This window comes from Streptomyces sp. NPDC006193, assembly GCF_040613915.1.
Taxonomy (GTDB): domain Bacteria; phylum Actinomycetota; class Actinomycetes; order Streptomycetales; family Streptomycetaceae; genus Streptomyces.
Genome location: NZ_JBEXTB010000004.1, coordinates 63,107 through 81,994 on the forward strand (window position 1 = coordinate 63,107; position 18,888 = coordinate 81,994).

Here is an 18,888-nt window from a genome sequence, read left to right on the forward strand (position 1 = left end):
GTGTTCTCCAACTACCTGATCGGCCTGCGGGAGGGTCTGGAGGCGTCCCTCGTCGTCTGCATCCTCATCGCCTACCTGGTCAAGACCGGCCGCAGGGACGCCCTGAAGCCGATCTGGACGGGCATCGGCATCGCCGTCGCCATCGCCATGGGCTTCGGCTGCGCCCTGGAGTTCGGCTCGCAGGAGCTGACCTTCCAGGCGCAGGAGGCGCTCGGCGGCACCCTGTCGGTCGTCGCCGTGGCCCTGGTGACCTGGATGGTGTTCTGGATGCGGCGCACCGCCCGGCACCTGAGGTCGGAGCTGCACGGCAGGCTGGACACGGCCCTCTCCCTGGGCACGGGCGCACTCGTCGCCACCGCGTTCCTCGCGGTGGGCCGCGAGGGCCTGGAGACCGCGCTGTTCGTGTGGGCGTCGGTGCACGCGGCCTCCGACGGCACCCCGCGCCCGCTGCTCGGCGTCGCCCTCGGCCTCGCCACGGCCGTCCTGCTGGGCTGGCTGTTCTACCGCGGCGCTCTGAAGATCAACCTGGCGAAGTTCTTCACCTGGACCGGCGGCATGCTGGTCGTGGTCGCGGCGGGCGTGCTGGCCTACGGCTTCCACGACCTGCAGGAGGCCGACTGGATCCCCGGCATCAACGACCTGGCCTTCGACATCAGCGGCGCCGTCCCGCCGGACAGCTGGTACGGCACCCTGCTCAAGGGCGTCTTCAACTTCCAGCCGGACCCGACGGTCGTCCAGGTCACGGTGTGGGCGCTGTACCTGGTCCCGGTGCTCGCCCTGTTCCTCTCCCCGGTAGGGTTCGCCTCCGGAAAGGGGAAGGTGAAGCAGCCCGATGACCAGGGAACGCAGCCGTCGACGGCTTCCAAGGCGTGACCGGAACGCAGCTCTGGCGGCCTCGCTGACCGCTCTGTCGCTGACGGTGAGCGGCTGCGTGGTGGTGCACGGGGAACGCGTGGTGCTCCCCGCCGCCACCCGCGCCGAGGCCGCCGCGGCGCTCACGGCGTTCACGGACGCCTACAACCGGGCCGACAAGGCCTACGACAGCTCCCTGGACGCGCCCTACGTCACCGGCGCCCTCGCCGACATCGACTCCGCCCGGCTGCGGGCCGGACACACCAACAGCCCGTCCGGCAACCCGAACCACACCCCGCTGACGCTGACGGACGCGAAGTTCACCATCCCGGCGAAGGCCGGCTGGCCGCGCTGGTTCGTCGCCGACGCCCGGGGCAGCAGAGGCGGGGACGCCCGCTGGGTGCTGGTGTTCACCCGCAACGGCATGGGCGAGCGGTGGCAGGTGGCGTATCTGACGCTCATGGCGCCCGGGACCGTGCCCGAGTTCCGCAAGGACAAGGACGGCTGGGCCGAGGCCGTGCCCGCGGACACCACCCGGCTCGCCGTCCGCCCGGACGAGTTGAGCACCTCGTACGCGGCCTACCTGAAGGACGGCGGGAAGACCTTCGCGGACGGCCGCGACACCAGCCGGCTGCGCGCGGACCGCAGGAAGCTGGCCGAGAAGCCGGGCCTGGTCCGGCAGTACGTCGACGAACCGCTCACCCACGGCGACTACGCGCCGCTCGCGCTGCGCACGGCGGACGGCGGGGCGCTGGTGTTCTTCGCCACGCGCCACTTCGAGAAGCAGACCGCCGCCGCGGGCGCCACCGTGCCCGTCGCCAACAGGGACGTGCAGGCCCTCATCAAGGGCGAGGTGAAGCAGTCCCTGACCCTGCAGTCGATCGCCAACGAGGCCGTGCTGGACCCGGCGGGCACCGGCCCGGTGCGGATGCTCGGGCGGATCCAGGGACTGACCTCCGCGCAGGGCGAGTAGACCGCGGGGAACAGGCCGGAGGCGCAGGCGGGGGGCGCAGGCGGGGTGACCGGGGGGCCGGTCGTCAGTGGCGCAGGGGCCAGGCCGCGTCCTGGTGTCCGGCGTCCGCGCCCGGGTGCCGGGCGCAGGCGTCGGTGAGCGCCTCCAGCAGGCTCAGCGGATCCGGCAGCGCGTGCTCCGGGCCGCGCACCCAGCGCACCCGCCGGTCCTCGTCACCGGGCAGCCGGGCGGGCGGCACCAGGACGTAGGAGCCGCGGCAGTGCCAGCGCAGGCCGGGGTGCTCGTCCATCGTCTCCGGGTGGCAGTCCAGCTCGCACGGCCACCACTCGTCCTCGTCCTCGGGGGTGCCGCGGGTGAGGGTGAAGAACAGCATGCGGCCGTCGTCGCTCTCGGCGACCGGCCCGACCTCGACGCCGGAGGCGAGCAGCCGCTCCAGCGCCTCCCGGCCGGCCTCCAGGGGCACGTCCAGGACGTCGTGGACCATGCCGGTGGCGGTGATGAAGTTGGCCTGCGGCTGGTGCCGGGCCCAGCGCTCGATCTGGGCGCGGTCGGTGGTGGACTGCGTCTGCCAGGCGAACGACACCGGGTGCCGGGCCGGGGTGGGGCAGCCGACCCGGTCGCAGGAACAGCGGTAGCCGGGGGCGGGGTGCGCGGCGGGGGCCAGCGGCAGTCCCGCACCGGCGGCGGCGAGCAGCAGGGCCTCACGGCCGTCGGCGTCCGCCGCGGCCTCCTTCGGGCGGCGTCCGAGGAGCCACCGGGAGAGTTTGCCCTGCAGGCCGCTCCGGCCGCCGAACGTCTCGCTCATCTGTCCCCTCGGTCGGTGGTCGCCTCGCTGGTGTGCGGACAGCATGCCCTATCGTCCCATCTTCCTGCGCTTCGGGGGGCCGCGGGACGGTTCGGCCGGTACCGGACGTAACGAGCCTCACAGCCCGGCGGCGCCCCGGCGGGCCGCGAGCCCGTGCAGTGCGTACGCGACCGGCGTGTCGGTGTACTCGACTCGCACGGGATCGGCCCGGTCCGTCGCAGCCGGCGGTGCGCGAGCGGGGGGACGAACAGCCGCGGGCGGCGGGCTACGACCCGGACCCGGGCGGCGGCCAGGCGTCGCCCCAGTCGGCGTCCCGGGCCGCCTTGTACAGGTCGCCGTGGCGTTTGGTGACCGTCGTACGGCGCAGCCGCTCGTCGCTCCCGCACAGGTCGAGCAGCACCTGGCCCTTGCGGATCTGCGGGCGCCGGACCACGCGGGCCGGGGCCGGCCCGGCGGGCAGCCGGGTCGCGGCGACGTAGGCGAACTTCTCGTCCTCGTAGGCCAGCGAACCGCCCTTGACCTGGCGGTGCAGGGAGGAGCGGCCGACCCGGGCGGAGAAGTGGCACCAGTCGGCGCCGGGCGCGATCGGGCAGGCGGCGCTGTGCGGGCAGGGCGCGGCGATCCGGAAGCCGGCCCGGACCAGCCGGTCGCGGGCCTCGACGACCCGGCCGTAACCGGCCGGGGTGCCGGCCTCCACGATCACGACGGCCTGCGCGGCGCTCGCGGCGGCGTCGACGAGAGCGGCGCGGCCGTTCTCGGACAGCTCGTTGAGGACGTACGACACCGTGACCAGGTCGACGCCGTCCAGGGCGAGGTCCGCGCCGATCCGGGCGCGCTGCCAGCGGGCGTCTCGCAGGGCGGGGTTCGCGGCGGCCAGCTCCCGGCCGAGGGCCAGCGCGGGCTCGGCCCAGTCCAGCACGGTCACCGGCCGGGTCCCCTCCCAGGTGGCGGTCACCGCCCAGGTCGCGGCGCCGGTGCCGCCGCCCACGTCCACGTGGCCGGCGGGCGTCCAGCCGGGCACGGCGTCGGCGAAGGCGGCCAGCGCCGAGCGGACCGCCTCGAAGGTGGCCGGCATCCGGTAGGCGGCGTACGCGGCGACGTCGGCGCGGTCGCGGAGGATCGGGGCGTCGGTGGGGGTGTCGCCGCGGTAGTGGCCGATCAGCCGGTCCACGGCTGCGGCGACCTGGGTGGGCGGCAGCCCGGCGAGCAGCTCGGCGAGGCTCCTGCGGAGGGCTTCGGCCGGGGATACGGGGTCGTTCACCCGCCGATTCTAGATTCCCCCGGCCCACCCCACGCGCCCGCCCGGACGCCCGCGGACGGGCACGGGCGAAGCGGCCGCGGGTCGTGGGCCGGGGTCGGGGTCAGATCACTGCTCTGGCCAGGTGGGTGGCGAGTCTCGCCCTCGGCCGGCTGTCGGGTGGGCGGCGTCGGGGGTGGACGGTGTTGGCCAGCAGGACGAGGAAGGTGTCGGTCGCCGGGTCGAGGACCAGCGACGTGCCGGTGAAGCCGGTGTGGCCCGCCGCGCCGCGGCCCGCCAGCTCGCCCATGAACCAGGGCTGGTCCAGGGCGAAGCCCAGTCCCGGCGGGGTGAACAGCAGCTCCACGAAGTCGGGGCCGAGGATGCGCGCGGGGCCGTAGGCGCCGCCGGCGAGCAGGGCGCGGCAGAAGACGGCCAGGTCGGGCGCGGTGGAGAAGAGGCCCGCGTGCCCGGCGACCCCGCCGAGCGCCCAGGCGTTCTCGTCGTGGACCACGCCGCGCAGCATCCCCCGGTCAGCCTTGGCCCACGGCCGCCGCTGGTCCTCGGTGGCCGCGGCGCCGGGACAGGGCCCGAAGGCGGTGGAGGTCATGCCGAGCGGCCGGGTGATGCCGTCCTGGACGAGGACGTCGAGGGTGCGGCCGGTGATGCGCTCCAGCACGAACTGGAGCAGGAGCATGTTCAGGTCGGAGTACCGGTGGACGCCCGGCTCGGAGGTCGGCGCCTCGGCCCGCAGCAGCTCCAGCCGGGCCCGGTCGTCCGGGCAGTCGTGGAGCGGGAGGTCGGGGCGCAGCCCGGAGGTGTGGGTGAGCAGCTGCCGTACGGTGACGCCGTACGCGGCGGCGGCGCCGAATTCCGGCAGGTAGTCGCCGACGCGGGCGTCGATGCCGAGGGTGCCGCGCTCGATCTGCTGCACGGCGGCGACGGAGGTGAACAGTTTGGTGAGGGAGGCCAGGTCGAAGGGGGTGTCGACGGTGGCCGGGACCCGCGCGGCGGGCGGCAGTTCGACGCCGGCCCCGGTGTCGGGGTCGCAGGAGGCGTAGCGGACCGCCCAGCCCGAGGCCTCGGCCACGGCGATCACGGGGCCGCGTCCGGCCAGCACGACGGCGCCGGCCGCCCAGGGGCGGTCGCCGGCGGTGAGGGCGTGCAGCTCGCCGACCAGCCGTCCGAGCTCGACGGGGTCGAGCCCGGCCCGTTCCGGTGCGTCGGCGCGCAGTCTGGGTGCGCTCAGTTCTCGTCTCCCTCCGACCCCGCACGGGTGGCGGCCCGTGCGGTCCAGGGACGGCACATTCCCACGAAGCAGGCCGCCGCGACCAGCGCTCCCGCCAGCTGGACGACGGCCATGGGCACGGCGGTGCGCTCCCCCGCGATCCCGACGAGCGGGGAGGCGACCGCGCCGACGAGGAAGGAGCAGGTGCCGAGCAGCGCGGAGGCGGAGCCGGCGGCGTGCCGGGTGCGCAGCAGGGCGAGGGACTGGGCGTTGGGGAGCGTGATGCCCATCGCGGACATGAGGACGAACAGCGCGGCGGCGACGGGCACGAGGCCCGTCTCGCCGAGGACGCCGGACGCCATCAGCAGCAGCGCGGTCGCGGCGAGCACGATCACCGCGAGGCCCGTGCCGAGCACCTTGTCCAGGCTGACCCGGCCGACCAGCAGCCTGCCGTTGACCTGCCCGGCGGCCACCAGGCCGACGGAGTTGAGCCCGAACAGCAGGCTGAAGGTCTGCGGGGAGGCGCCGTAGATCTCCTGGACGACGAAGGGCGAGGCGCTGACGTAGGCGAACAGCGCGGCGAAGGCGAAGCCGCCGGCGAGCATGTAGCCGGTGAAGGGCGGGTCGGCGAGGAGGCCGCGCATGGCGCGCAGGGCCTCGCCCACTCCCCCGGCGCGGCGGCCGGCGGGCGGCAGGGTCTCCGGCAGCCGCAGCCAGACCAGGGCGGTGAGGAGCGCGCCGACGACGGTGAGGACGACGAAGACGCCCCGCCAGTCCGTGACCCGGAGGATCTGGCCGCCGACGAGCGGCGCGACGATGGGGGCGGCCCCGGAGATCAGCATCAGGGTGGAGAAGAAGCGGGCCATGGCGACCCCGTCGTACAGGTCGCGTACGACGGCCCGCGCGATGACCACGCCGGCCGCGCCCGCGAGGCCCTGCACCAGCCGGCAGGCGATCAGAGTCTGCGCGGTGGGCGCGACGGCGCACAGGGCGGTGGCCGCGAGGTACACGGCGAGTCCGGTGAGCAGCGGGCGGCGCCGGCCCCAGCGGTCGCTCATGGGCCCGATGACGAGCTGCCCGAGGGCCAGCCCCGCCATGCAGGCGGTGAGGGTGAGCTGGACGGTGACGGCGGGGGCGTGCAGCGAGCGGGTGACCTGCGGCAGGGAGGGGAGGTACATGTCCATCGCGAGCGGGGTCGTCGCGGTGAGAGCGCCGAGGAGGAAGGTGACGAGGGATCCGGTGCGGCGCGGGACGGGGGCCGGCGACGCCGCGCAGGCGCCCCGCTGGTCCTGTTCCGGCGTCGGTGCCGCCGCGTGCTCCGGCATGTGTCCCTCCCTGGCTGTTCCGGCTGTTCCAGCCGTCCGGCCGTCCTCGCTCCCTGACCGCGCCGACCGCCCCGAGCGGCCCGAGCGGCCCAAGTGTCCTTGGATGTCCCGAACACCCTGGTTCTCCGGCCGGCTGACATCGGTGTCACCGACGTGACCGGCACCTATGCTCTCAGCTCGTACACACTGCTGAAGCACACGTGAGCGAGGGCGGGGCGGGGAATGGCGGAGCGGCGCGTGCGGTGGGGGATCCTGGCGACCGGCGGGATCGCGGCGGCGTTCGCGGCGGATCTGGTGGATCTGCCCGACGCGGAGATCGTGGCGGTGGCCTCGCGCCGCCGGGAGTCGGCCCGGGCGTTCGCCGAGCGGTTCGGGGTGGAACGGGCCTACGGCGACTGGGAGTCGCTGGCCGCGGACGCGGACGTCGACGTCGTGTACGTCGCCGCTCCGCACGCGGTGCACCGGGCGGCGGCGGGGCTGTGCCTGGAGGCGGGCCGCAACGTGCTGTGCGAGAAGCCGTTCACGCTGAACCTGCGGGAGGCGGAGGAACTCGTCGCGCTGGCACGGGAGCACGACCGCTTCCTGATGGAAGCCATGTGGATGTACTGCAATCCGCTGGTGCGGCGGCTGAAGGCGCTGGTGGACGACGGCGCGATCGGCGAGGTGCGCACGGTGCAGGCGGACTTCGGGCTGGCCGGCCCCTTCCCGGCCGCGCACCGGCTGCGGGACCCCGCGCTGGGCGGCGGGGCGCTGCTCGATCTGGGCGTGTACCCGGTGTCGTTCGCGCACCTGCTGCTGGGCGAGCCGGACGGGATCGCCGCGAGCGCGGTGCTGTCGGCGGAGGGCGTCGACCTCCAGACGGGCGCCGTGCTCTCCTGGGAGAGCGGCGCGCTCGCCGCCCTGCACTGCTCCATCACCGGCGGCACGGCGGTCACCGCCTCGGTGACCGGCTCGCGCGGCCGGATCGACGTCCCGTCCGGTTTCTTCCACCCCGACCGGTTCGTGCTGCACCGCGACGGCCGCGAGCCCGAGGAGTTCGCCGCCGATCCGGCGGACGGGCCGCGGACCAGCCTGCGGCACGAGGCGCGGGAGGTCATGCGGGCGTTGCGGGCGGGTGAGAAGGAGTCCGGGCTGGTGCCGCTGGAGGGCACGCTCGCGGTGATGCGCACGCTGGACGCGATCCGGGACCGCGTCGGCGTGCGCTATCCCGGCGAGGCGGGACGCACCGGGGCAGCTCCCGCCGGTGGCGCGGCCCCCGGTACGGGGCTCACGCCGGTGTGAGGCCCGGCTTTCCGGCCTCCGTGACGAAGGAGGCGGCGGTCGCGACGGGCGCGCCCGGCCGGGTCACGTACGGCACGGTCCGGAAGTCGGCGCGGGCGTGCTCCCGGCCGAGCGTGACGGTGACGTAGCCGCGCCGCCCGTTGTAGAACCTCATGTGCGGATTGGCCGTCATGTACGTGTTCCAGTTGGCGGGCTTCTCGGCGCCGTCCTTGCCGCTGGAGACGGACGTGGCCACAATCTCCGTGCCCAGGGTGCGGGAGGCCGGGTCGTCGAAGTCCTCCTTGACGTCGAAGGCGTAGGCGACGTGCACGTCGCCGGTGAGGACCATGAAGTTGTCGATGCCGGTGGAGCGCACCGCGTCGAGGATGCGGCGGCGGGAGGCGCGGTAGCCGTCCCAGGCGTCCATGGACAGCTTGGCGACCGGGTTGAGGTCGAGCTTGCGCTGGGAGAAGGCGACCTGCTGCGGAACGACGTTCCACAGCGCCCGCGAGCGGCGCCAGCCGTCGGTCAGCCAGCGCTCCTGCGCCTCGCCGGTCATCGTGCGGGCCGGGTCGTCGATGTCGGGGCCGGGCAGCTGGGCTCCGTCGCCGTAGGCCTGGTCGGAGCGGTACTGACGGGTGTCCAGGACGTCGAACTGGGCGAGCCGGCCCCAGTGCAGGCGCCGGTACATCCGCATGTCGGGGCCGGAGGGCCGCTGCGGGCGGCGCAGGGGCTGGTTCTCCCAGTAGGCGCGGTAGGCGGAGGCGCGGCGCAGCAGGAACTCCTCGGAGGGGCCGCCGTCCTCCGGCACGTCGTCGGCGTAGTTGTTCTCGGTCTCGTGGTCGTCCCAGGTGACGACGAATGGGTGCGCGGCGTGCGCGGCCATCAGGTCCGGGTCGGACTTGAACAGGGCGTAGCGCAGCCGGTAGTCCTCCAGCGTCACCGTCTCGCGGTTGTAGTGGGCGGGGAGGGTGCGGTCGGTGTAGCCGCGGGCGTTGCCGGTGGCGTCGACGGCGTACTCGTACAGGTAGTCGCCGAGGTGGAAGACGACGTCCACGTCGTCCTCGGCGAGGTGGCGGTGGGCGGTGTAGTAACCGTCCGCGTAGGCCTGGCAGGAGACGGCGGCCACGGTGAGCGCGGCGGGGCGGCTGCCGGGCGGCGGGGCGGTGCGGGTGCGGCCGGTGGGGCTGACCCAGTCGCCGGCGCGGAAGCGGTAGTGGAAGACGCGGTCGGCGGGCAGGTGCGGCACCTCCACGTGGACGCTGTGGTTCAGCTCGGGGTGGGCGTGGGCGGTGCCGCGTCTGACGATCCGGCGGAAGCCCTCGTCGTGGGCGAGTTCCCAGTGCACGGTGACGCGTTGCGCGGGCAGCCCGCCGTCGGGCTGGTACGGCTGCGGGGCCAGCCGCGTCCACAGCAGCACCGAGCCGGGCAGCGGGTCGCCGGAGGCCACGCCCAGGGTGAAGGGGTCGTCGGCGATCCTCCGGGCGTCGAACTCGGCGGCGGCCGCGGCGCCGGCGGCGGGCAGGTTCACGGCGAAGGCGAGCGCGGCGGCGGCCCCGGTGGCGGTCAGGAAGCGGCGCCGGCCGATGTGGCGGGCGGCGGCGCGGAGTTCTGGGGCGTGCTGGGACGGGTGTGCTGCGGGTGTCATCCGGTCCTCCCCTGTCGCGATGGATCCAGGGGGTAGTTGACAGGCCCATAACAACCTCGACGGGGCAGCCGCCTGGCGGGGGCGTGACGTTCGGGTGGCGGAATGACGGGTTCCGGCAGTCGCGCGCCGACGGGGCGCACGGATGCGGTGCGCGGTGTGCGGTGCGGTGTGCGGTGTGGGTGCGGTGTGCGGCGGGCGGTGCGGTGCCCGGCGGGCCCCTGGACACGGGTGCGGCATCGCCTTCTTCGGCTGCGGGCGCTCGGCTGCATGCTTGGGCCGGGGGTGCTCGGCTGCGGGCGCTCGGCTCAGGCTTTGACTACGGCCGCTCGACTGCGGGAGTTCGATTGCGGGCGCGGGGGCGCCGGGTTGCCCCGGAGCCGGTGACGGGTGCGACCGAGGCGGCGCGGGACTGGTGCGGCGCGGAGCCGAGTTGCCGCCGGAGGCGGACGCGCAGCCGGCGCCGGTGACGGCGCTGCGAGGCCGCGTATCGGACCGGCCCGCGACCGGCTTCGCGCCCGCACAAGTGGAATTTGACCGTCCGCGGTATTGCGGCCGCTCGCGCGAGTGTGCTCAACTCTTCTTCATCAGAGCTTCACAGTTGACACACGGGAGTTCCGCAGCCACTCCGAGGGGGGCGGCGGCGGTCGTTCCGCCGAACCGGAGTCAGGGGTGGGCCCCGCGGCGATCGCGGGGTGCGCACCGGTGGGCGGAACGACCGCCGCGCACATCGGGCGACGGAACCCGCGTCGGACGGACGGCGTCGCACCGAGGGCTCGCGATGCGGGCCCGGCGGGTGCCGGGGGCCGCGCGTGCCGTCGGCTCGCCTTGAGGTTGGAACACCGCCCGATCCGACCCGATCCGACCCAATCCGCCACGGACGGCTCCCCGTGTTCGACGGCCGCTGCGGCGGTCGCACGCATCGTCCGGTCATCCAGGTCCCGTGGGCGGGCGGCCGGCTGCCGGATGCTCGGCTCGCCGCCCGGCCCGCCCAGCTTCCGCGGACGGACAGCCGGCAGGCGCCGGGGCCGGGCGATCGGCCGGGCTTTTCAGCTCCCCTGGCTGTCCCCGCTGTCCGGGACGGTGTCGCGCGCCGTGCCCCGCGCGGTCTCCCGCCGGGCGCCCCCGGAGTCGGCCGCCGCTCGGGCCCGGCGTCGGCGCACGGCCCAGACGCCGGCGCCCAGCAGGGCCGCCGCCCCGGCCGCACCCCCCGCCAGGTACCGCGCCGAGCCGCCGCCGGACCCCACGCCGGGCGCGCCGGCCGCCGCATGCACCGACTTCCGGGTGGGCGCCGGAGCCACGCTCGCCCCGCCCTCGCTGAGCGGATCGACCAGCGTGCCCACGGGCCGTGCCGAACTCCCCTGCGTGAAACCCCAGTCCAGCAGCGCGGCGGTCTGCTCGTAGACGGCGTTGCCGCCGGCGTCGGGGTGCATCACGGTGACCAGGAGGGTGCGCCCGCCGCGGGTGGCCGCGCCGGTGAAGGTGTTGCCCGCGTGGCTGGTGTAGCCGTTCTTGACGCCGATGAGACCCTCGTACGTCTTCAGGCCCCACGCCCCGGTCAGCAGGCGGTCGGTGTTCTGGATCTGGAAGGTCTTCTTGCCGCCCGCCGGGAAGTCGGCGGTCCGGGTGCCGCAGTACCGGCGGAAGTCGGCGTCCTGAAGGCCGTGGCGGGCGAAGAGGGTGAGGTCGTACGCCGAGGAGATCTGACCCTTGTGGTCGAAGCCGTCGGGGCTGACCACATGGGTGTCCAGGGCCTGCAGGTCCACCGCCCTGGCCTGCATCTCGGCGACCGTGCGGGCGATGCCGCCGTTCATGCGGGAGAGCACGTGCACGGCGTCGTTGCCGGAGCGCAGGAACACGCCCTGCCACAACTGCTCGACCGTGTAGGTGATGCCGGGCTTGATGCCGACGAGGCTGGAGCCGGCCGGGACGTCGGCGAGGTCGGCGTCCCGGACGGTGTAGCGCCGGGTGCGGTCGAACTTCTTCAGCAGGGTGTCCGCGAACAGCATCTTCAGCGTGGACGCGGGGGCCAGCCGCCGGTGGGCGTTGAACGAGGCGAGCACCTCGCCGCTCGTGCAGTCGGCGACCAGCCACGCGCGGGCGGTGAGCTTCTCGGGCAGTCCGGAGGCACGGCTCACCTGCACTCCGGGGCGGGCGAGGCGCTCGCCGCCGATGACCGTGGTCGCGGAGGCCTCGTGGGCCGTGGACAGGGGCAGGGCGGCGGCCGTCAGCCCGAGGACGGCACGCCGGCTGAGCCGGGAACTTTCACGCACTCGGGGACCGTACACCGCGCCGAACTGGCGTTCCTACGCAGGAGGGTGGACAGGCCAAGGACTTTGCCGCTTCATGAAAATACGCTGGTGCGCACCGGCGTCCCGACGTCCGCCGCTGGGGCGGCGGGGACTTACCACCGCCGGGACGACGGCCGTTGACACGGCCGCCGTGCGCCTCCCGGGGCGCGGTCGGCACGCCGCCGTGGCTCCCGCGCGTTTCCCCTCCTTGTGCGCCGTGGTCACGCCTGCCCGGTCTCGAACCGGGAGATGAGCCCGTCGTCCCCGGCGGTGAAGGCCCACTCGGTGCGCGTCTCGCCCCAGGCGTCGTTGCGGGAGCGGGAACGCCATGAAGCGGGCGCGGTCTTGGGAGTCGGCGGCGTTCACGAGGGCCCGGACCGCCGGCTCACGGAGCCTGGCCGGCTGGATCGTCATGGCGCACGTTCGAACCGGCTCCCCGGCTCCCCCGCACCCGCCACCCGAACGGCGACGAGGACAGGCCGGCCGGGGTCACCGGTGCGAGGGTGAGGACACGGAAGGGACCTGTACGCCTGCCTGCCGGGGAGTCACCGTGAGCTGTTACGACCGACGCGATCTGGGCCTGCTGCTGCTCCGTCTGGGCACCGGCGGGGTCCTGGCCGCGCACGGCGCCCAGAAGCTGTTCGGCTGGTTCGGCGGGCACGGCCTGGAGGGCACCGGCCGGTTCATGGAGTCCGTGGGCTACGCCCCCGGCAAGGCCAGCGCCACGGCGGCGGGCCTGGCGGAGGCGGGCGGCGGCACCCTGCTGGCACTGGGCCTCGCCACCCCGGCGGCGGGCGCGGCGGCGGCCGGGGCGATGGCGGGCGCGGCGGCGGTCCACCTGCCCAACGGCTTCTTCGCCCAGGAGGGCGGCTACGAGTACGCGGCCAGCCTGGGCCTGGCCGCGGCCGGCCTCGCCGTCACCGGCCCGGGCCGCCTCTCCCTCGACCACGCCCTCGGTCACCTCTTCGACCGGGGCTGGATGGTCCCGGCGGCACTCGGCGTGACGGCGGCGGCGACGGCGGTCGTCATCGGCGCCCGCACCCGACGCGTCCGCGCGAGGAGGGAAGGCGAACAGGAGCCGCTGTTCGAGGAGTGACGGAGGGCACGCTGCCGGTGGGGTCCCGCGAGCGGGAGTGCGCCCGGCAGGGCTGTCGAGGCGACCGAGATCGCGGCTCGACGGCACGGCAGGCAGCGGCGATCCCCGGTCCGCGCAAGGGTCTGTGGCGACATCCCGCGCACTCACCGTCGGGTGAGGCATGAAGGCGTCGAAGACACGCCGCTCCCAGTCACCGTCGCCACCGGCAGCGGCGTCTCAGCCACCTTTCTGCCGGTCAGCGGCCGCGCCTCTGATCACTCGATGGCGGCCGATCACGGCGCAGCCGACAACCGAACGCCGATCGACCGGGTTGTCCCAGGTACTCATCAGGAGACCACCGGCGGAACCCTTGGCCAGTCACCACGTCACGCGCCTCATCACCACGCTGGCCGCGGCAGGCGCCCTCGTCGTCACCGCGCCCACCGGCGCGCACGCCACCGCGATCGGGTCGACCCCTGTCCGCACCTTCCAGTACAGCGTCGGCGGCATGACGATGAAGGTGCCGACGGGCTGCATGTTCACGCACGTCATCCGCGGTGACGGCAGGAAGATCACTTACCAGAACGCCGGCGTCGACTGTGCCTTCGTCGCAGCCCTCGGCAGCGGCTTCTGCAACTGGCGCATCGACTTCACCTACGCCGACACCGGCAACCGGACATACCGCACGTCGCGCGGGAGGACGCACGACGAGTGCAAGATCGACCCGATGCGCAACAATTCCCCGCAGACACTGCCCCGGCACGGCAAGGCGTGCGCGCTTCTGTACGTCAACGGGGTGCGCCGGGTCGATCAGTGCCACCACGTCACGAAGTGAGGCCCCCATGGTCGAGCAGCAGCAGCGGACCGGCCCGGAGGAGGCACGGGAGGCACGGGAGGCACGGCGGCGTCGTGCCGGGATCGCGGCGCTCCTCGGGGGCCTCGTCGCCACGCTGGCCTTCTTCGCGTTCTGCCCCGGCCTGCCGCACGTCATCGACTGGGGAGCGATCCTCACCGCCGTCGCCGCGGGGCTGCTCGCCCGGTGGGCCTGCCGGTCCCGGATGGCCGGGTCGGCGGGCGGGCGGCGCGGGGGCGGGTGAGCGCACGGGGACGGGGCGACGTCGCCGCCGTACTCGGCGCGATCAGCGGCGGCCCGCGCCGCGTACTCCTCGGTCGGGGCGGGAACGCGTTCCGGTGCTCTCCGCCCGGCCGTGCTCTCGCAGGACCGGCCGCGGTGAGCCGGGGCGGGCAGCGCACGGGGCCCGCGTCGCCGGAGATGGCGGGCCGGTGCCGCGCAGTGCGTGACGGCCCGGTCTCGGCCGAACGCCGTCCCGGTGAGCCGCCCCGTGCGCGGAGCTGCCGCACGCCGCCGGACGCCGTCGCCCTTCCCGTCCGCCGGGGCCGTCGGCGCCGGAGGTTCGCGTGGGCCGTCGGTGTGAGAACCTGAGGGCGGGGCCCGCCTGCAGAGGGGACCAGCCGATGAGCACGTTCGGCTTGCTGAACGGCGACGGCATGCCGGATCCGTTCGACCTCGAGAGGGCCGCGCTCGTGACGGTGGACGCGGCTGGAGTGATCGAGTGCTGGAGCCGTGAGGCCGAGCACCTGCTCGGCCATGCCCCGGCGGACGTGGCCGGTAAGCCGGTGACGGCCGTGTTCCAGGGCCGGGACGGACTCGTGGGCATGATCGAGGGGCGGCTGCCGGCCGGCTACTGGGAGGGCCTGACCTGGGCGGGTCACCACGACGGCCGCCAGGTGGAACTGGGGTGCCGCGTGCGTCCCCTGCCGACGCCCGAGGGAAGCGGCGGCTGGCTCGTGGCCCTGTGCACCGCCACCGCGCTGAAGCGGTGGGAACTGGGCCGGGCGGCGCTGGACGGGCTGCTGAGCCGGTCTCCGGTGGGTGTCGCCCTGTTCGACACCGACCTGCGGTGCGAATGGCGCAACAAGCTGCTGGCCGCCCTGGACGCCTCGCCCGACGCCGCCCCGGCCCCGCATCCGGGGCCGCCGCAGGCCGGCGAGCGGCAGGCAGGGCAAGCTCTGGCGGCGGGGGAGGTCGTCTCGTCCGTCGAGCACATGGCGCCCCTGCCCGGCACGCCCAGCCAGTCGATCACGGAGCAGCGGCTGAGACTGCGCATGTCCCTCCCGCTGCGGGCGCCGACCGGCACGCCCCTCGGGGTCTGCCAGGCCGTCGTCGACATCACCGATCACGACCAGAGGCGCCGGCGGCTGGTGCTGCTGAACGAGGCCGGTGAGCGCATCGGCACCACCCTCGATCTGGAACGCACGGTCGGGGAACTGGCCGAGGTCCTGGTGCCGCAGGTCGCGGACTTCGTGGCGGTGGACCTGCTCGACGACGCGGGGGCGCCCGACGAGGTCGCCGCGGGCTCCCGCGGCGCTCACGGCGCGCTCTACCGCGCCGCCCACCTGTCGATCCACGTCGACCACCCCGAGGTGATCGTCGAGGTCGGCACGCCCGCCCGGTACCCCGCGCAGTCGCCGCAGAGCCGCTGCCTGGCCACGGGCCAGACCGTGCGCGACGCGGTCGTCACCGCGTCGACGAAATGGCTCGCCGCGGATCCGCTCCGCCGGGACACGCTGATCCGGATCGGTGTCCACTCGCACATGGTCGTGCCCCTGCGTGCACGGGGCGTCACCGCCGGCGTGGTGACGCTGCTGCGCTGGGAGCATCCGGACGCCTTCGACGACGACGACCAGCTGCTCGTCGAGGAGCTGGCCGCACGGGCGGCCGTGTGCGTCGACAACGCCCGGCGCTTCGCCCGCGAGCACAACGCGGCCCTCGCCCTCCAGACCAGCCTGCTGCCCCCCGTGCTGCCGGAACTGAGCGCCGTCGAGGTCGCCTACCGCTACCTGCCCGCCGACGCGCAGGCCGGCGTGGGCGGCGACTGGTTCGACGTCATCCCCCTGTCCGGGACACGTGTCGCACTGGTGGTGGGGGACGTGGTGGGACACGGCCTGCACGCGGCCGCGAGCATGGGGCGGCTGCGCGCCGCGGTGCAGACGCTCGCCGACATGGACCTGCCGCCGGAGGAACTGCTGACCCACGTCGACGACCTGGTCCTGCGCCTCGCCCATGAGGCGGAGATGGCCTCGGACAGCCCGGTCGTCGTCGGCGCGACCTGCGTCTACGCCGTGTACGACCCGATCGCGCGCAAGCTCTGCGTCGCCCGCGCCGGCCATCCCAGTCCGGGTCTGGCCCATCTGAGCGAGCCCGTCGAGATCCTCGACGTGCCACCGGGGCCGCCCCTCGGACTCGGCGGTTTCCCGTTCGAGCCGGCCGAGTTCGACGTGGAGGAGGGAAGTGTCATCGCCCTGTTCACCGACGGGCTGATCGAGGCGTCCGACCAGGACGTCGACACCGGGATGGAGCGCCTGTGCTTCGCCCTGGCACACCCGGACCGGCCGCTGGAGGAGATCTGCGACACGATGGTCCGTACACTGCTCCCCGACCGCCCCCGCGACGACGTGGCGTTCCTGGTGGTCCGCACCCGCGGCGTGCCGGGCGACCGGGTCGCCTCGTGGGACGTGCCGTCGGCCCCCGCGGCGGTCGCGCAGGTCCGCGGCGACGTGATGGCACAGCTCGGCCGGTGGGACCTCGGGGACATCGCGTTCACCACGGAGCTGATCGTCAGCGAGCTGGTGACGAACGCGATCAGGCATGCGCACGGACCGGTGACCCTGCGGCTGATCCACGACCGCAGCCTGATCTGCGAGGTGACCGACGGCAGCAACACCTCCCCGCGGCTGCGGCGCGCCCACTCCTCCGACGAGGGCGGCCGGGGCCTGTTCCTCGTCGCCCAGCTCGCCACCCGCTGGGGCACCCGCTACACCCCGCACGGCAAGACCATCTGGACGGAACAGCAACTCCCCGGCTACGACCCGTACTTCTCGACACCGCGCTGAACCCGGCGCCGGCGTCCCGCAACACCTACGCCGCCCGAACACCGCCAGTGAGCAGTGACCCCTGGCCGGTGGTGGCGACCAACCGACCCGCGAAGGCGTCGGCCTGCGTGCGCTGCAGCAGGCACGACCAAGCGGGCCCAGGCTCCAGACATGCGTCATGTGCGTAAACTCAGTCAACAATGCGCCCAGCACGCACCGGCGATCACGGATCCATGCGGGGCGTGAGGCCGCGACGAGCTCCGGAGGAGTCATGTCCACGACCGAAGGGTCGCACCCGGTTGTCGTCACCTTGGCGGAGATCGCGCGCATCGCGGGGGTCGGGCGCGCCGCCGTCAGCAACTGGCGACGACGGTACGAGAACTTCCCCTCTCCTGTCGGCGGCACCGACACGAGCCCACAGTTCTCACTGCCGCAGATCGAGGAGTGGCTCAGGCGCGAGAACAAACTGAAGACGGCGCTCAATCCCCTCGACCGGCTCTGGCCCGAGTACGAGGCCTTGGGCGACCGGGACACGACCGGCCTGCTGGTGGCACAGCTAGGACTCCGGCAGAGCGGCGTCAGTACAGGCAGATCGAGGGCGGAGCCGCGCCTTGATCAGCTTCACGGCCGCCTTCTGGAACGCACTCTCGAGCTGGCAGCGCAGGACGAGGAGCGTAAAACCTTCGATCTTCTTCTGGAGCGTTGGCTCCGGACGCACGTGCGCCAGATCACGACGACTCCGGTGCAACTGGCCGAACTCATGGCCAGAGCCGCAGCACAGAAGCATCCAGGCCCTGTGCGGAGCGTGCTCGATCCTGCGTGCGGGGCAGGAACGCTGCTTCTCGCAGCCGGAAAGCAGTGGGGCACTGACCATGCGGCGGCGCGATTGCACTACCTGGGCCAGGACAGCGACGCGGTTCTTGTCGAACTGGCCAGGGCCCGCCTGTCGATGGGGAGGTTCGCCGAGCCTGACCTGTCCAACGTCTCGCTGGCAGCGGGTGACACCTTGCGGGCCGATGCACACGCTGATGCGCAGGTTGACGTTGTCCTCTGCGACCCGCCCTCGAACGAGCGCGACTGGGGTCACGCGGAGCTCGCCACAGACCCGCGTTGGGTGTACGGGCAGCCTCCGCGCACCGAGCCGGAACTCGCCTGGGTTCAACATGCCGTGGCAGCTCTGGCTCCAGGTGGCGTCGCGGTTCTGGTGCTGCCACCCGCTGTGGCGGCGCGCCGCGCGGGCCGCCGGATCCGGGCAGGTCTCCTGCGGTCCGGCGTGCTCCGGGCAGTGATCGCTCTGCCGCCCGGGGCCGCCCCGCCCTACGGTGTCGGGCTGCATCTGTGGATCCTGTGCGCGGACGGCGCCGCCGGCCGGGGCGGAGCGGACCGCACGGAGGTCACGTTCGTGGACACCACACACGCCGCTCCTCCGGTGTCCGTCGACAGAGGCGGCATCGACTGGCCCGCCGTGACGGCGCAGATCATGGATGTCCTCAGCGGCGCCGGAACGCAGGGAAGTGTCTCGGTGCCCGTGATCGACCTGTTGGACGAGCAGGTGGACCTCACACCGGCACGGCGTGTTCCGCGGACACAGGCCGCCACCATCGTCGACCTCCGGCGCCTGTGGTCGCGGTTCGACGCTCATACGAGGGAACTGCGAGACACCGCCGACGCCCTGTCCGCACTCGTCCCCGCGGATGGCGACGAGACGGTCCCGCTCATCAGCGTCGGCGAGCTCGAACGAGCCGGAGCCCTGGAGATCCGGCCCGGGCAGAGCCTGCCGGAGTCGCTGGTGCGTCGTGGGGAACGTCAGAAGGACGAGGCGCGTGTCCTCACGGGTGCTCCGCTGGGCGGGCAGGCGCAACTGTGGCTTCCCGTGTCGGCCGCCGCGGCGGGTGAGCAGGACGGCTCGCTCACGGTCACAGCATCGCAGGACGTCGTCGTCTCGGTGCTGGCCCGGGACTTCGACGTACGGGTCGACACCGACGCCCCGTCCGTCCTGGGGCCCCAGCTCGTGGCGCTCCGGACGAATCCCGCGGTCCTCGACCCGTGGTTCCTGTCCGGCTGCTTGCGTGCCCCGGCCAATGTACACAGGGCCGGCACCCACGCGTCCACCACGTCACGCGTCGACGTGCGGCGTCTGCACATTCCAAGGCTTTCGCTGGAGGAGCAGAGGCGGTACGGGGAGATCCACCGGAAGATCACCGTCTTCGAACGTGAACTGTCCGATATGAAAAACGTGGGCGGGGAGCTGAGCCGGGCACTGGGGGACCTGCTGGCCGCGGGTCAGCTTCCCCGAACCTGAC

At 73.9% G+C, this 18,888-nt stretch carries 14 protein-coding genes and 1 pseudogene; 8 read left to right on the forward strand and 7 right to left on the reverse strand.

From position 1 onward, the window contains the following. Both efeU and ABZ261_RS05790 read left to right on the forward strand, forming a co-directional pair. Positions 1–873, forward strand: a complete 873-nt coding sequence (gene efeU / locus ABZ261_RS05785; protein ID WP_356855678.1) for an iron uptake transporter permease EfeU — start codon at positions 1–3, stop codon at positions 871–873. Continuing rightward, on the forward strand, positions 833–1,825 hold the full coding sequence (locus tag ABZ261_RS05790) for a hypothetical protein (protein WP_356855680.1): 993 nt from the start codon (positions 833–835) through the stop codon (positions 1,823–1,825). Before efeU ends, ABZ261_RS05790 begins: the two co-directional genes overlap by 41 nt. A gap of 64 nt (positions 1,826–1,889) precedes the next feature. Here ABZ261_RS05790 and ABZ261_RS05795 read toward each other — a convergent pair whose 3' ends face one another. The 4 genes from ABZ261_RS05795 to ABZ261_RS05810 all read right to left on the reverse strand — a co-directional run bounded on the left by ABZ261_RS05795 (position 1,890) and on the right by ABZ261_RS05810 (position 6,420). Beyond that, positions 1,890–2,630 (reverse strand): bifunctional DNA primase/polymerase, encoded by a 741-nt coding sequence (locus ABZ261_RS05795; RefSeq protein ID WP_356855682.1) that lies wholly within the window; start codon positions 2,628–2,630, stop codon positions 1,890–1,892. A gap of 265 nt (positions 2,631–2,895) precedes the next feature. Then, a complete protein-coding gene (locus ABZ261_RS05800; protein ID WP_356855684.1) occupies positions 2,896–3,891 on the reverse strand; it encodes a small ribosomal subunit Rsm22 family protein in 996 nt (331 codons plus the stop codon). Positions 3,892–3,991: 100 nt separating this feature from the next. Continuing rightward, positions 3,992–5,173, reverse strand: a complete 1,182-nt coding sequence (locus ABZ261_RS05805; RefSeq protein ID WP_356855686.1) for a serine hydrolase domain-containing protein — start codon at positions 5,171–5,173, stop codon at positions 3,992–3,994. Continuing rightward, the gene (locus tag ABZ261_RS05810) at positions 5,113–6,420 is read right to left on the reverse strand and encodes a multidrug effflux MFS transporter (protein ID WP_356855688.1); all 1,308 of its coding nucleotides are present in this window, start codon (positions 6,418–6,420) and stop codon (positions 5,113–5,115) included. The genes ABZ261_RS05805 and ABZ261_RS05810 overlap by 61 nt, the downstream gene beginning before the upstream one ends. Before the next feature lie 222 nt (positions 6,421–6,642). On the opposite strand from ABZ261_RS05810, the gene ABZ261_RS05815 reads away from it, so the two are divergent. Next, entirely contained in the window at positions 6,643–7,701 is a 1,059-nt protein-coding gene (locus ABZ261_RS05815; protein WP_356855690.1) for a Gfo/Idh/MocA family oxidoreductase, read from the forward strand. Here the strand turns inward: ABZ261_RS05815 and ABZ261_RS05820 are convergent. The 3 genes and pseudogenes from ABZ261_RS05820 to ABZ261_RS05830 all read right to left on the reverse strand — a co-directional run bounded on the left by ABZ261_RS05820 (position 7,688) and on the right by ABZ261_RS05830 (position 12,030). Then, positions 7,688–9,328 (reverse strand): alkaline phosphatase D family protein, encoded by a 1,641-nt coding sequence (locus tag ABZ261_RS05820; RefSeq protein WP_356855692.1) that lies wholly within the window; start codon positions 9,326–9,328, stop codon positions 7,688–7,690. The two genes, ABZ261_RS05815 and ABZ261_RS05820, sit on opposite strands and share 14 nt — an antisense overlap. Before the next feature lie 1,046 nt (positions 9,329–10,374). After that, positions 10,375–11,598, reverse strand: a complete 1,224-nt coding sequence (locus ABZ261_RS05825; RefSeq protein ID WP_356855694.1) for a serine hydrolase — start codon at positions 11,596–11,598, stop codon at positions 10,375–10,377. A gap of 239 nt (positions 11,599–11,837) precedes the next feature. Beyond that, positions 11,838–12,030: pseudogene (locus tag ABZ261_RS05830) on the reverse strand (hypothetical protein). A gap of 136 nt (positions 12,031–12,166) precedes the next feature. Between ABZ261_RS05830 and ABZ261_RS05835 the strand changes: the two are divergent. The 5 genes from ABZ261_RS05835 (at position 12,167) to ABZ261_RS05855 (ending at position 18,887) form a co-directional block, all read left to right on the forward strand. After that, positions 12,167–12,712 carry a DoxX family membrane protein gene (locus ABZ261_RS05835; RefSeq protein ID WP_356855696.1) on the forward strand — a complete coding sequence of 182 codons (546 nt, stop codon included), beginning with the start codon at positions 12,167–12,169 and terminating at the stop codon, positions 12,710–12,712. Between the two features lie 349 nt (positions 12,713–13,061). After that, entirely contained in the window at positions 13,062–13,526 is a 465-nt protein-coding gene (locus ABZ261_RS05840) for a hypothetical protein (RefSeq protein WP_356855698.1), read from the forward strand. A gap of 7 nt (positions 13,527–13,533) precedes the next feature. Then, positions 13,534–13,788, forward strand: coding sequence for a hypothetical protein (locus ABZ261_RS05845; RefSeq protein WP_356855700.1), 255 nt, complete (start codon positions 13,534–13,536; stop codon positions 13,786–13,788). A 379-nt stretch (positions 13,789–14,167) separates the two neighbouring features. After that, on the forward strand, positions 14,168–16,606 hold the full coding sequence (locus tag ABZ261_RS05850; RefSeq protein WP_356855702.1) for a SpoIIE family protein phosphatase: 2,439 nt from the start codon (positions 14,168–14,170) through the stop codon (positions 16,604–16,606). Positions 16,607–16,856: 250 nt separating this feature from the next. After that, positions 16,857–18,887 carry an N-6 DNA methylase gene (locus ABZ261_RS05855; protein ID WP_356855704.1) on the forward strand — a complete coding sequence of 677 codons (2,031 nt, stop codon included), beginning with the start codon at positions 16,857–16,859 and terminating at the stop codon, positions 18,885–18,887. The last annotated feature ends 1 nt before the right edge of the window (position 18,888 follow it).